The sequence below is a fragment of the Ruegeria sp. H3 genome (assembly GCF_056533095.1).
On sequence record NZ_JBQFOD010000028.1, the window covers coordinates 1 to 12,443 of the forward strand.

The 12,443-nt window shown below is 53.2% G+C and carries 15 protein-coding genes; 13 read left to right on the forward strand and 2 right to left on the reverse strand.

Features of this window, described 5'->3' with window-relative positions:
- Positions 1–359: 359 nt before the first annotated feature.
- Positions 360–743, reverse strand: coding sequence for a PAS domain-containing protein (locus ACR0JE_RS19305; RefSeq protein ID WP_480544877.1), 384 nt, complete (start codon positions 741–743; stop codon positions 360–362).
- An 8-nt stretch (positions 744–751) separates the two neighbouring features.
- A complete protein-coding gene (locus tag ACR0JE_RS19310; protein ID WP_480544876.1) occupies positions 752–1,162 on the reverse strand; it encodes a helix-turn-helix domain-containing protein in 411 nt (136 codons plus the stop codon).
- Between the two features lie 292 nt (positions 1,163–1,454).
- On the opposite strand from ACR0JE_RS19310, the gene ACR0JE_RS19315 reads away from it, so the two are divergent.
- From ACR0JE_RS19315 to ACR0JE_RS19375, 13 genes are all read left to right on the forward strand, one after another.
- Positions 1,455–3,341, forward strand: a complete 1,887-nt coding sequence (locus tag ACR0JE_RS19315) for a serine/threonine-protein kinase (protein ID WP_480865314.1) — start codon at positions 1,455–1,457, stop codon at positions 3,339–3,341.
- A gap of 37 nt (positions 3,342–3,378) precedes the next feature.
- The gene (locus ACR0JE_RS19320; protein ID WP_480547376.1) at positions 3,379–4,011 is read left to right on the forward strand and encodes an FHA domain-containing protein; all 633 of its coding nucleotides are present in this window, start codon (positions 3,379–3,381) and stop codon (positions 4,009–4,011) included.
- A complete protein-coding gene (locus tag ACR0JE_RS19325) occupies positions 3,995–4,930 on the forward strand; it encodes a PP2C family protein-serine/threonine phosphatase (RefSeq protein ID WP_480827800.1) in 936 nt (311 codons plus the stop codon). Before ACR0JE_RS19320 ends, ACR0JE_RS19325 begins: the two co-directional genes overlap by 17 nt.
- Positions 4,931–5,026: 96 nt before the next feature.
- Positions 5,027–6,610: a phosphate ABC transporter substrate-binding/OmpA family protein gene (locus ACR0JE_RS19330; RefSeq protein WP_480865315.1), complete on the forward strand. Its 1,584-nt coding sequence runs from the start codon at positions 5,027–5,029 to the stop codon at positions 6,608–6,610.
- 271 nt (positions 6,611–6,881) lie between these two features.
- Positions 6,882–7,094, forward strand: coding sequence for a hypothetical protein (locus tag ACR0JE_RS19335; protein WP_353011555.1), 213 nt, complete (start codon positions 6,882–6,884; stop codon positions 7,092–7,094).
- Positions 7,094–7,828 carry a hypothetical protein gene (locus ACR0JE_RS19340; RefSeq protein WP_480865316.1) on the forward strand — a complete coding sequence of 245 codons (735 nt, stop codon included), beginning with the start codon at positions 7,094–7,096 and terminating at the stop codon, positions 7,826–7,828. Before ACR0JE_RS19335 ends, ACR0JE_RS19340 begins: the two co-directional genes overlap by 1 nt.
- Before the next feature lie 14 nt (positions 7,829–7,842).
- Positions 7,843–8,343, forward strand: a complete 501-nt coding sequence (locus tag ACR0JE_RS19345; protein WP_480544870.1) for a hypothetical protein — start codon at positions 7,843–7,845, stop codon at positions 8,341–8,343.
- Complete coding sequence (locus ACR0JE_RS19350; protein ID WP_353011559.1) at positions 8,340–8,753, forward strand: BLUF domain-containing protein; 414 nt, start codon at positions 8,340–8,342, stop codon at positions 8,751–8,753. Before ACR0JE_RS19345 ends, ACR0JE_RS19350 begins: the two co-directional genes overlap by 4 nt.
- Before the next feature lie 30 nt (positions 8,754–8,783).
- Positions 8,784–9,539 (forward strand): FHA domain-containing protein, encoded by a 756-nt coding sequence (locus tag ACR0JE_RS19355; RefSeq protein WP_480827803.1) that lies wholly within the window; start codon positions 8,784–8,786, stop codon positions 9,537–9,539.
- Positions 9,540–9,791: 252 nt separating this feature from the next.
- Entirely contained in the window at positions 9,792–10,811 is a 1,020-nt protein-coding gene (locus ACR0JE_RS19360) for a hypothetical protein (protein WP_480547364.1), read from the forward strand.
- Positions 10,812–11,080: 269 nt separating this feature from the next.
- Complete coding sequence (locus ACR0JE_RS19365; protein WP_480865317.1) at positions 11,081–11,326, forward strand: hypothetical protein; 246 nt, start codon at positions 11,081–11,083, stop codon at positions 11,324–11,326.
- Positions 11,314–12,096: a hypothetical protein gene (locus ACR0JE_RS19370; RefSeq protein ID WP_480865318.1), complete on the forward strand. Its 783-nt coding sequence runs from the start codon at positions 11,314–11,316 to the stop codon at positions 12,094–12,096. Before ACR0JE_RS19365 ends, ACR0JE_RS19370 begins: the two co-directional genes overlap by 13 nt.
- Complete coding sequence (locus tag ACR0JE_RS19375; protein ID WP_480544865.1) at positions 12,090–12,314, forward strand: DDE-type integrase/transposase/recombinase; 225 nt, start codon at positions 12,090–12,092, stop codon at positions 12,312–12,314. The genes ACR0JE_RS19370 and ACR0JE_RS19375 overlap by 7 nt, the downstream gene beginning before the upstream one ends.
- The last annotated feature ends 129 nt before the right edge of the window (positions 12,315–12,443 follow it).

The window sequence follows — 12,443 nt, forward strand, 5'->3', positions numbered from 1 at the left end:
TAGATTACTCATGTTATACCCCTGAAACTCAGGGGTTTGAATCACGCAGCCGAGATGACGGCAACCAAATTAATGGGTCCAGAACCTAGGCGTGAAACCAAGAGACGCTCACTATCCATTGTTGGTTTCCTCTAACGAACGATCTTGAATTGTTTTAGGAACCATTTTGCGAAAGAATTACCGCGAGCAGTTGAATCGCCGAAAACATCAGTCGATGATTATAAGAAAAACGAACACTTGTCTCAAACTGATCTAAACCAATTTGCGCAGCAACGCCGTTAACTTTCCACGTTGATTGCGGAACTTGGCCTGCAATCGCAAGGAGCATGGGCAAGTATGACTTCTCGGTACAACCAGCGCTAAACCGGTCTCTGTATTGCGATGAAATGTGTCACATTCTTCCCATCATCCAAAACCGGGCGCAACTCACATTCATGGACAAAACGTTCACCATTCTTCCGATAATTTGTGATGCGGACTGTTCCCGATTGGCCGTTTTTTATTAGGTTTCTGAAGTGGTCAATCGCTTCTGGCTCGGTATCAGGGCCTTGCAGTAGCCCGAGACTACGCCCCGCTACGTCTTCAAGCCGATAGCCGGTATGGGACTCAAATGCGTCGGACACGTAGATAACAGGAACGCCCGGTTGAGCGAGGCAAACAACCGCTGAATGCGAACCGATGGCTTCGCTTGCACCTTCTTCTCCGCGATCCTTTACAAACCGTTTAAAGTCACTTTGTTCCATCGAGTCCCCTATTTCTGTTCGGCAGAGACAATCGCTTCAACCAATTGTACCAACCTCAACTTTTCGTTCACGTCTGCGAGTTTCACGAATGAACTAACCAAACGGGCCAGCAAGTCTGCCTCGACAGGAATTTCTGCCGTTGGGCTCGGCATGTTGGTCGAGCTTTCAGATTGTGGGAGAAGAGATTCAATAGGGACTTGATAAAATGCGGCAAGCTTCATCAGGTATGGCAAGCTGCACTTGCTTTGTGCATCTTCATACTTCTGATACTGTTGAGGGCTGATTTCCAGGAGGCGCGCGACTTCCGCTTGTGTCATACGCTTTTCAGACCGCAATCCGCGCAGTCTTTGCCCGACATGCCCATAGACATCTTCGGATGAAAGAGCCTCTTTCAGAAATACCACTTCCTTTGCGCTCATCGGACCCGCCTTTTGAATGATTTAGAGATATCAATGTGACGACTATTTACCAAGCTTGCGCGATACGAACAATCTGTCAGAGAGTTTTTCGCGCAACTATGTCGTAGTTCCAATCCTCCTTTTGAATTTTCCCAAAACATGGGCGTACTGCGCACTTGTTCTAAATTTGGATGATGAGAACCTCACTTTGCGAGATTTTTTCTTAAATTTGACCGCTATCTAACATTTTCTCGCCTGATTTGGAGCTCAATCATCTTCTGTGAGCAAAGAGTTTCGTATTGTGAGGAAGACCATGGTTGATGACGCACGGCAGCAGGATTACCACACGGCCGGGGACGAACTTCAGCCCGGCACCGAGTTGATGCGGGGTCAATACAAGATCACGCAATATTTGAACTCCGGCGGGTTTGGCATCACCTATTTGGCAACAGACAGTTTGGATCGGCAGATCGTCATCAAGGAGTGTTTTCCCCAGTCGTTTTGCCGCCGCAGCGGGCGCCAGATAGAGGCCCGGTCCGAGGCCTATGTCGGTGAGCTTCGCTCAATTGTTCGGCTCTTCTCGCAAGAAGCAAGAGCGCTGGCGAAACTCAAACACCCTTATATCGTTGGCGTGCACCAAGTCTTTGAAGAGAACAATACCGCCTATATGGCGATCGATTTCGTTAAGGGCCACGATCTGCTTGCCATTATTGAACAGAAGGTCATGCTTTTGCGGCCAGATCAGGTTCGCGCGATCCTTCGTAAATTGCTGGATGCAATCGGATTTGTGCACACTGCCGGAATGCTGCACCGGGATATCTCTCCGGACAACATCATCGTAACCGATGAGCTGACCCCAGTGCTGATCGATTTTGGCGCAGCACGGGATCAGGCCACCAAAGCCACACGCGCGCTATCGGCCCTGCGCGTGGTCAAGGACGGGTATTCACCCCAAGAGTTTTATATCGCTGGCAGTGAACAGGACCCTAGCAGTGACCTTTATTCACTAGCGGCAAGCTTCTATCATGCGATCACAGGACAGCGCCCACCGGACAGCCAGGTTCGGATCGCGGCGCATGTGGCCAAAGAACCGGATTCCTATATCCCGCTTGGCAAGCTGACCTCGGATTATGATGAGGCATTTTGCGCCGCGATCGACAAAGCCATGGCCATTCTACCCAAAGACCGGATGAAAACGTCAGCGGAGTGGTCTCTGCTGATGGAGACTCCGGTCAAAACGATCTCAAGCCGCGTTTCCAAGCAATTGAAATCTGCGCGCCGCAAATCCACCCGTCCTGCAAACCGAGCGACCGCAGCTCCAGTCAAGCCGGTCAAAAGCGCATCAGAGTTGGTTGCGCGTGCATCGGCGATTGCCATTGCAGCGGGAATCATCGGGGGATCGGCCTATCTTCTACTGAACCAGGATCAGGTTGAACTCGGCACCGTCACCGCAGAGACAACTCCCCTACTTCAGCAAGAGATGGCTTCGGTAGAGACGCTCGATCAAACTCGGCCGCCTGTCACTCCAGTTTCAACTACGGCACCCGCAGCGACTGTGCCCGTCGAGCAGCCCGCTGTTGTTCCGGAAAACACGCCGGCAGCAACAAAGGTGACAGTAGACCCAGTCCTGCAGGACTTCATTCATTCTTATGCGGATGGAGAGGTGGAAGCGTCCTGGAAGCTGGATCTGCCGTTTCGTCTAGATCAGGAAAACTTCGTCCTGCAAGTACCGCAGAGCCTGGAAAATCGACTACCGATAGGAAGCCGTATTTTGGAAGTTGAGGGCACGCCGGCTACCGACCTTGACGTCCAGCTCAGAACACTGGCCAGGCAAAGTGATGGCATGCAGATCAATTTCCGCGTTGTCGCCGAAGTCCCCGAAACGGGTGCCCGCCTTTATACACAGGTATCCGCGCCGATCATCTATTTGACCGACCTAAAGAACGGGTTTCGTTTTCAGACCCATTTTGATGGCTCTGTCTGGCTGACGCAGGTCATCGATGTTGCACCCGGCACCGATAGCGGGCTCAAGGCGGGCGACACGGTGGTGGCCATGGTTGGCAACAACGAACGTATTTCGGACGGGGCCACAATGGCGCGATTGCTGGCACAGGAAATCACATCCGGTCAGGGTCAGGTGCGTCTGGCGGTCAGCCGGGCGGGCACAATGTGGGTTGAACGCATCGAGACAGGAGCCTGACAATGATCACTCGCATTCGCGTGGCGGAGGCATCTTGATGCGATTTCTCAAGAAGGACAAAAACCGAAGCCCGAATCCCAGCCGGTCTCTGCCGATTGAAAACGATGACCTGTGGCAAAGCCCGATCATGGAACAGCCGATCACCTTTTCGACGGCACAGACGACCTCGCCCGCCATTGTTTCGCGTCCGCAGGAAAACGTGGGCAAGACACGGCTGATCGGATTTGACACCCGCAACAGGCCAGAAGACTTCGGGCCGCCAGAGGCCGAGCAAAGCGTCGAACGCCCAAGCTATATACCCGTCGGCTGGTTGGTCGTAACGACCGAGCCGGGGCGCGGTCAAAGCTTTCCCTTGATGGCGGGCCTTTCGACGATTGGACGGGGCAAAGATCAGGCGGTCTGTCTGGATTTCGGCGACAGATCGATTTCACGGGATAACCACGCGGCCATTGTCTACGACTCCAGCACCAACGAGTTTTTTCTGGGTCACGGTGGCAAGGCCAACCTGGTCCGCATGAATGGTGCGCCGGTCACAAAAACAACACCGATCCAAAGCGGCGCAGAGATTCAGATTGGAGACACCAAACTGCGCTTCAAAGCGCTGTGTGACACCGCGTTCCAATGGGACATGACCAGCCATATGGAGGACGGCGATGAAAGCCAGTTCTAAAATGTGTTTCGACGTTTCAACCGGAATTGATGTCGGTGCACGCGACTATCAGGAAGACTGTCTTGTGGCGGATTTCCCAGTGTGCGAGTCCTGTGGCATCGGTGTGCTTGCCGATGGAATGGGCGCGCATGCCTCGGGCGATATGGCCAGCGCATTGGTGGTCAGCCAGGTGTTTGCCGCGTTGAAAATGCGCCGGAATATCTTGAAATCCGACGACGCCAACATTCCCGCTTTGTTAAAAAAAGCGGTGGAAGAGGCCAATATGGCCATGTCAGATTTCATCAAGAACAACCCCGATTCAAAAGGGATGGGGGCGACTCTGATTGCAACCGTTATACGTGACAATCAGCTTTATTGGCTGTCTGTCGGGGATTCCCCCCTTTACCTGATTCGCAATGGTGAAATCCAAAAACTGAACGAAGATCACTCGATGGCGCCGCAGATTGACGCCATGGTAGCGTCAGGCCAGCTGAGCGCTGAGGTTGCCGCACTACATCCGGACCGGAATTGCCTGACTTCGGCGGTGCTGGGTCAGGAAATTCCGCGGATCGATTGTCCGGAAACGCCCATGACTCTTGAGCCGGACGATATCCTGATTCTGGCAAGCGATGGTCTGCAGACCCTGACCGACGGCACAATACTGAGACTAGCCAACAAAACGGCGGCCAGAAGCAGCGCCAAGGCGACCCAAAACTTGATGTCTGCGGTCGAAGCTGCGGCAATGCCCGAACAAGACAATATCTCGGTCATGGTGCTGCAAATCGACCAAATGCCCGAGATGTCCCACGAGCCAAAAACCGAACGACAGATTGAAACCCAGCCTGTCCATCGGTCGGCCGAAGAGGATGCCATTCTGGCAGCGCTGGTGCCGGATATCGAAGAGGCACCGGACATCATCAATCAGGCCATGGCGCTGTAATATGCCAAGCCACGAAGCGAACGACCCAAGCATAGGGCGCGCCGAAGCGAGCGTCGCGCACCCCGACTGCGAACCATAGAAGACGGAGATCTGACTATGACGAATATCATTAAGCTAAGCAAAAGCGTTGCAAGCGCCATTGCCATCGCCAGTGCCCTGCCAACGATTGCCGCAGCAGGACAAGTGGAATTATCAGCCCCCGATGGATCGCTGCGTTTGTCCGGCGAATTTCTGGACCTCGTTGACGGTCACTATCTGATCAAAACGCCCATTGGCGAGATGCGCGTTAGCACCGATCGGGTGAGTTGCAATGGTGAAGGCTGCCCCACAATCGACACCAGCGATGTCAGCCTGCGGATCGCTGGATCAGGTGTCATAGCGACCGAGTTGATGCCCCTATTGATAGCCGGGTATGCGGCGCATGCAGGCAATGACATCTCGACGCAGCTTCTTCCCAACAGCCAGAACAAACTGCTTAACCTCGTCACCGCCGAAGCGTTCGGGGATGATCTGGACAGCGTCCTTGTGATCCCCTCGGATTCCAGAGACGCCTTTGATGCGTTGGAAACTGGAGAGGCCGAAATTGGCATGTCGACCCGACGCATTGAGAGCCAAGAAGCACGCGGCCTTGCCGCCAGTGGTGCGGGCAACATGACATCTGTTGGTCAGGAACATTTGCTGGCGCTGGAAAGCATCGCAATCGTGACCCATCCGGATAACCCGGTTTCAGCGATTGAGCTGAACCAGTTGCGCGATGTCTATCTGGGCAAAATAACCAACTGGTCCCAGTTGAATGGCCCTGACATGCAGATTCAGGTTATCGGTCGCGGCACCGAAACCGCCTCGCGCGAGCTATTTGAATCTGTCTTGTTCGATGGCACGGACATCACACCTTCAGCTATTACGGCGGTGGGTACCGACATTGAAGCCGCAACGCAGGTCATCGAAAATCCCGGCGCGATCAGCTTCCTGCCGTTCGGAGTGCAGCGCAGCACCAAAGCGATGAATATCATCGACGCTTGTGGCGTAGTAACAGAACCCAGTCATTTTTACGCCAAGACTGAGGAATACCCCTTCGTGCGTCGGGTCTATCTGTATAACCGTGGCGATCTGGACAACGATATTGCGCGGGGTCTGCTGAATTTTGCCAAGTCGGAAGAAGCCGAGGATGCGATTTCGGTCGCTGGCTTCACCAGCTTTAGCGTCGGCAGGCTACCGCAACACATGGCTGGATTGCGTGGTGAAACCCTGCGCGCGTCAAGAACTGGCGCGTATGAGCAAGGTATTGTCGATGAAATGCTGGAAACAGCGGGTCAGTTTGATCGCCTGTCCAGCACCTTTCACTTTCGTTCGGGTTCCTCTCGATTGGATGGTCGCGGGGCTGCAGAACTTACCCGTTTGGTGGAATTCCTCAAGGATCAACCGCGCGGAACCAAGATCAAACTGGTCGGTTTCAGCGACGATGTCGGAACCTTTGACAGCAACAGGCGCCTGTCTCTACGCCGGGCCAATCGGATTGCAGCCTACTTGAACATCGAAGCGGCGGATCAGATTCCGGGCATCGAAATATCCTCAGTCGGATATGGCGAAATTGCACCCGCAGCCTGCAACCTAACGCACGAAGGACGGATTAAGAACCGGCGGGTCGAGGTCTGGATCGAAAGCACTGTTCAGGGGTGATCTTTTGAGCCATCGGTCCCATGATCCAGCGACAAAACCAAAAAGAAACACCGGGCCTCAGGTCCGGTTTTTTTGCCCACGAGACTCAGCAAAACCCAAAGCATGAGAGGTGCCCGAAAGAATTCTAATTTTTCAGTGCCTCAGCACACCAAAAAAGAGGTATTCACAATAAAACCCCTCTTTTGTTGGTAATTGCCTCTCATTTTTCTCAATTATGACACTATCCAGCATCATTTTCAGATGAAACAGCAAGCAACCGGAAACACTGAAAATGATCCTTTATTCTCATCGCCTTCAAGGCGTTTTACAGCAGATGGTTGTCGAACTTGGGTTAGACCTGATTTTGTCCGACGACAATTCACCGGTATCGCTGGTGGATAACGAGCAGACTTTGACCGAAGTCGCGGCTGGTATGAACATCGATGTCAAAAAGCTGGCAGCGAATAACGGCAGCGTTTTGTTCAGATTTCAGAGGAAAGCATGATGTCTAAGGCACGCCAAATGGATGGTGCTCCCGGCAAACGCGCTGGCTTGCCACTGGCTCGAGCCAACCGACTTGCAGAAAACGCCGAGGCCAAAAAGGGTCGCGGGCCGAACTTTATCGTGGCAACCGGGTTGCTGACCGTGGCTGCAATCGTTTCGCTTGGGGTGACACCGGGCAATACCGCGTTAAACAAATTCTTCAATAATTCAGAAAACTCTGACACCGCACCCGTCCTGGACTTATCAAAAAGGCCGGTCGCACTTGCGGAACCCGTGGCCGAACCGGCCCCTGTGATAGAACAGACAACCGCTGTTGTGGCTGAAGCGCCGGTTGAAACAGCGCCCGTCGCCAAGGCCATCGAACCCCCGGCAGAGCCCTCAAAGGAAGGCCGCCTCCTGGCCATGGTTGGTGACAACGCGAACGATCCCTACTGTATCCAAAGGATTGAGTCACGCTTGGTGTCGCTGCACGCAGCAACGCTTTCAGGCCCTGAATGGAACAATCGGGTGAATGACGTCAGCCAGCTTGTCCAGACCACGTTGGACTGCTCGCACGCAGGTCTGCAAGTCATTGGCAGCCTTGAATTGGCGGGCACCGGAATCGCCGATCTGCGCGTCAGCTGGAACCTTGAAACATGGACCCTGGACCTGGCTGTCGTCGACAGCAGCAATCCTGATGCCGACCTACAAGTGGCCAGCGCCTCGGACCAGTCAATCGAATTTGTTGTTCAGTAAAAGAGGTCGAAGTTATGGAAATACTTGAACAAATCACCCAACTGGAAGCACCGGCCAAGGCTTTGCTTGCAGATATTCAGGCCTTCGAAGCGCCGCTGCCTGACTATTTGATGCTGGGTGCGTTTGTGATCCTTTTGCTGGCGCTTTACCGGTCTGGTCGTAAGGGCATCAACAGGGTGCAATCCGACCTCGTCGGAGCCTATCAGAAAGAGCTTCTGACAGCCAATCGCCGCGCGCATCAAGCCCGCAGCGAGTTGCGCCGCGCCCATCTGGAACTGGAACGCGAACGACAGCGCAAACGTCGTGCTTTGCGCGATCAAGGGCCCTCGAGCCGGGTTGCTACGCGGCGGCGTCTCGAACCAGTCGAACGGCGTCCGGCACAGTCGGCCCCTTCGGGTACGGTGCCTTTCAAACCAACAACACAGAACCGCAACAAGACCCGGCCCGTTGATCCAATCCCGGCAACGGCTGCCGCGTCGAATGAAAACCTGTTTCTCAACGGAGTGGAAAAATGAATCTTACTCGTCTCATCTACTACAGCCAGCGCAACCCATCCATGAGCCTGAATCTGGGCGAGTTGCTGGAAGTCTGTAAACGCAATAACGCAGCAATGAACGTCACCGGCATGCTTCACTTTAACGGCAACTACTTCCTGCAGGTTCTGGAAGGCGGACGCGCCGAGGTCAGCTCGATCTATCATCGGATCTCTGCCGACCCACGGCACCTGAACATCATCTTGATCTCATGTCAGGATGTGCGCGAGCGGATTTTCCCGACCTGGTCGATGGGCCACCACGAAGGCATGGAAGGCGAAACACGTAGTATCTTCCTGCGGTACTTTCCATCGAATTCCGTCAACCCTGAAGCGGTCAGTCCCGACAGCCTGCTCGACTTTCTGCAGGACGTATCAACCGAACTGGTCTAACGGCCAGTTCTTAAAGGAAAGATGTTGCATATGAGTATGTTCGATACCTTAGTGAACGGTCGCCGCAGGCCTGCAACCGAGTCGGTGCTGCCTGCTGAAGACGCATCATCTGCAATATCAACTACACCACAAGACGACACCGACCAACACGCCCGGAACTTGAGACAGCGTCTGATGTCTCCTAACCATTCGGTTGGCGCGGTCGGTGTCGCTGACATCGCTCCGAATGTTGGCGCGGAGCCTTTCCAGCGGATGACCGAGACACCAATGGAAGAGCTTGTCTCCGCACCTGTGTCCAAACCCGTCAGCGCCAACCCGCGCGACACGCGTACGCGTCTGATCGGGTTTGACACATCCGAAGGTACAACCAAGGATCTGTTCAGCCCGGATAATGCGCCTGAACCTGAACAAACCTTGCCGGTAGGGTGGCTTGTGATTGTCAGTGGTCCCGGTCGGGGCTACGCATTCACACTTCGATCCGGGCTGTCCCGGATCGGCCGTAACCCTGATCAGACCATTTGTCTGGATTTCGGAGATATGGCGGTCTCGCGCGACAATCACGCCGCGATTGCTTATGACCCCGAAGAGAACGGCTATTTCCTCGGTCACGGCGGCAAGACAAACCTTGTTCGCCTGCAGGGTAAACCAATCATCTCGACCGAAAAATTGAACGACGGTGATCGCATATCTATCGGAGAAACAACAATGATGTTCAAAGCGTTGTGCGACAAGACGTTCAACTGGATTGTGGGAGATGACGATGAGGACGTGGTTGATTTTCTCTGACCTTGTCGTCGGTACCCTGCTGGAATGGCGTGTAAGATGAATAGTCCATCATGCCCGCAGCTAGACCTTCACTCGCGTCTGCAGGCTGCCGCGACAAATGGCGGAGCAAACGCAGACGTTGCGACGCGTGCACGCGCGCATCTGGCAGCACTCACAAGACCCATTCGCGTTTCCATATTGGCTCCGACGTATCTCGATCGGGCCAACCTGGTAAATTTTATAATAGGGCAAGCCGTGCTCCCGCAGACCGTCATGTGCGACCTCGTTCGCCTAAGCTTTGCCGTGCAAGAAGAATTGACGGTTGTGAAGCGTGACGGAGCAAAGGTCGACTACCCATCGCCCTTCGATCTAATTGCATTGGCAGAAACCGATGCCACTGAAGTGAATTTGGCTTTGCCTCTGAGGGCCCTGACGAAGATATCTGTTTTGGCCACTGCGGCAGCGGATCTAACAGGTGCATCTATTGAATGGCTAGCCCTGCAAACAGATATTGCGATTTGGTGTACCCATGATTTTGATCATACAGATCAACGGGTTTGGGCACAGATGCCCAATAAGTTGAAGGATCACGCAATCCTGGTTTCGATCAACTCGGGACGCGAGCGCGATGAAACCGAAGCGCGCCTTTGCGCTGAATTTGGGTCTGAGTTTCTGGACTTTGTTTGCCTTTCACCTGAGGACGCCTCGCAGGCCCGGTCGGGCTCTAGTTTGGACAAGATCCTGTTTCGTGCATCAGGCGGGCACAAACTGATCTCGATTCTAAGGCGCGACATTGACGCGGCGAGAGAGCACGCTACGGGGCAGGCTGAACTGTTCCTGCAAGGTAAGGTTGGCCTTTTGGGTCCCGACGACGCTAGTATTGAAGATGCTCGAAATACGGTGACCGATCCTACGCGGCCGGTGGGGGAACCAACACTTGCCGCTAGTCCTATTCCAGATGCCATTCCGGCCCCCGACTTAGATGACGCAATTAACAAACTGTCCCGATTGAGTGACTCTCCCGCATTAGGCAGCGTATTTTCAAACTCTGATTTTCTGACCGAAATGGCAAAGGTTCTGGAAGAGATTGAACTCGATCTGGACGCGTGGTCGGATGACGTGAACATGCGGGGGGCATTCCAGATGCTGCGCGAGCTTGTAGACCTGGTTGAGCTGTTCCGGATCGAAGCAGAACGGGCAGATGTGACCGAGACCATCATGGCCACAATTCAGCTAAAGAGAGAATTATCTCGCGTCAAGATCTCAGAAAATACGAAAGATGCCCCGATATAGTCATATTACTTACCTATTGAACCTTAAAATCATCATGTGTGTTAAAGATGGTGATGGTTATGTCCATGGTTGTGCGGACAGGTAGTCAAGTCAGTTCCGATCAAAATGCTACTGGAGCTCAGGTCTTGCTGAATGATGGTTTGGGCCCCTTGAACGATCTCAGCAGCTACATTCAGTTTAGCAAAGAAAGACTGTTAGATATTGCAAGCCTCGGCGGTCGAAACACGTTAAAGAAACTGCGATCGATGTCACGCGATCTTGAGAATTTTATGCCTGAGATTACTTTCATCAGCCAGATCAAATCCGACAAAACATTCCTAGTCAATGCAATGGCGGGCAAGCCGGGTCTGCAGCTATCGGACGTTAACCCCTGGACCTCGGTTCTAATGTCACTGCACTTGAACGTCGAAGACAGCGGCAACTGTGTCACAGAGTTTCAGCTTTTGGACGCAGACGAGTGGGACATGTTGATCCAGAACTCGGGTCAAATCGGAGAAACCCGATGCCTGATTTGACCGATTTTCAAGGCAATTTGTCTAAGTTAGCGACATGCCGCTTTCCGTTTCTAAATGGAAGGCTGCCGTTGGAGGCTGCTGATCCCATGGCCGCAATTCTGCGTGAAATCGAAAACGCTGTGCTTGGGACAACACTGAGGTTCGTATCCGATGAGAACATTCTGGAATTGCAGGTCACAGGCCGCCGAGTGGTTCTAGTTTCGGACTGCAGTAATCCGGGATTTCAAGAGATCATTGACCAGACGCCTATCGTGAATTCCGACGACATCGTGAATCTGATCGTTAGTTTCACCGACGCAATTGGCCCCGCGTCTGATTTCGCTTTGATCCCAGGACCATTGCGTTCCGATTTGTACGGTGTTTCCGGAATGGTATCGGTCGCGGCAATCCGTCAAGGAATTCTTAGTGTGGCTAATCCCAATGACCACGGCTCAATGCTTAATGTCGTCTTACGTAGGTTGCAGAATCTTACATTAGCATCCTTGCAGTTTGGCATGGAGCGGACAGAGCACGCGAATGGCCCAGAAGGCTTGCTCTCTGATCTAAGGGATTTCCAGCAAAACAGGCTTGAGCAACTTCTCTCGGTCGAAGGACTAGTGGCTCCCCAAGTGCCTGAACCCGACCTGACCGTTCTAAGCGATACCATTGGTGCAGGCGTCTGCGTGGGACTCATCCGATGGGACACCGAGTTGGCCCTGATCGCCTTTGACGTTGCATCCTTGTTCGATGTCCTCAAAGAGTTCGAAGTTAAGCACAAAACAGAGTGCTGAACTGGTTCGGCAATCAAGCCAAAGTACAGACGATCAGGTCCAAATATTTGAACAACTTTACTGAACAGGACCGCAGATATATCAAACGGCGCGTACGGCACATGTGCTGGTTCAAGTCTTTCGGATCGGCTTCCGCAACATTGGATGGCATTGAGGTAGCCAACATGATCCGCAAGAAGAAATTCTCTAGCGATACGATACGACTTCCAGCTTTCTGATGTTTGCTGATATCGCAGGATAGCTGCAACTAGCATCGCGCTAGGTTCTGGACCCATTAATTTGGTTGCCGTCATCTCGGCTGCGTGATTCAAACCCCTGAGTTTCAGGGGTATAACATGAGTAATCTA

What these genes read in the sequence shown, in the direction of transcription:
- ACR0JE_RS19310 (WP_480544876.1), bottom strand. Translation starts at nt 1,162, where the DNA reads ATGAGCGCAAAGGAAGTGGTATTTCTGAAAGAGGCTCTTTCATCCGAA.
- ACR0JE_RS19305 (WP_480544877.1), bottom strand. Translation starts at nt 743, where the DNA reads ATGGAACAAAGTGACTTTAAACGGTTTGTAAAGGATCGCGGAGAAGAA.
- ACR0JE_RS19345 (WP_480544870.1), top strand. Translation starts at nt 7,843, where the DNA reads ATGGAAATACTTGAACAAATCACCCAACTGGAAGCACCGGCCAAGGCT.
- ACR0JE_RS19350 (WP_353011559.1), top strand. Translation starts at nt 8,340, where the DNA reads ATGAATCTTACTCGTCTCATCTACTACAGCCAGCGCAACCCATCCATG.
- ACR0JE_RS19360 (WP_480547364.1), top strand. Translation starts at nt 9,792, where the DNA reads ATGTGCGACCTCGTTCGCCTAAGCTTTGCCGTGCAAGAAGAATTGACG.
- ACR0JE_RS19370 (WP_480865318.1), top strand. Translation starts at nt 11,314, where the DNA reads ATGCCTGATTTGACCGATTTTCAAGGCAATTTGTCTAAGTTAGCGACA.
- ACR0JE_RS19325 (WP_480827800.1), top strand. Translation starts at nt 3,995, where the DNA reads ATGAAAGCCAGTTCTAAAATGTGTTTCGACGTTTCAACCGGAATTGAT.
- ACR0JE_RS19365 (WP_480865317.1), top strand. Translation starts at nt 11,081, where the DNA reads ATGCCTGAGATTACTTTCATCAGCCAGATCAAATCCGACAAAACATTC.
- ACR0JE_RS19355 (WP_480827803.1), top strand. Translation starts at nt 8,784, where the DNA reads ATGAGTATGTTCGATACCTTAGTGAACGGTCGCCGCAGGCCTGCAACC.
- ACR0JE_RS19340 (WP_480865316.1), top strand. Translation starts at nt 7,094, where the DNA reads ATGTCTAAGGCACGCCAAATGGATGGTGCTCCCGGCAAACGCGCTGGC.
- ACR0JE_RS19315 (WP_480865314.1), top strand. Translation starts at nt 1,455, where the DNA reads ATGGTTGATGACGCACGGCAGCAGGATTACCACACGGCCGGGGACGAA.
- ACR0JE_RS19320 (WP_480547376.1), top strand. Translation starts at nt 3,379, where the DNA reads ATGCGATTTCTCAAGAAGGACAAAAACCGAAGCCCGAATCCCAGCCGG.
- ACR0JE_RS19335 (WP_353011555.1), top strand. Translation starts at nt 6,882, where the DNA reads ATGATCCTTTATTCTCATCGCCTTCAAGGCGTTTTACAGCAGATGGTT.
- ACR0JE_RS19330 (WP_480865315.1), top strand. Translation starts at nt 5,027, where the DNA reads ATGACGAATATCATTAAGCTAAGCAAAAGCGTTGCAAGCGCCATTGCC.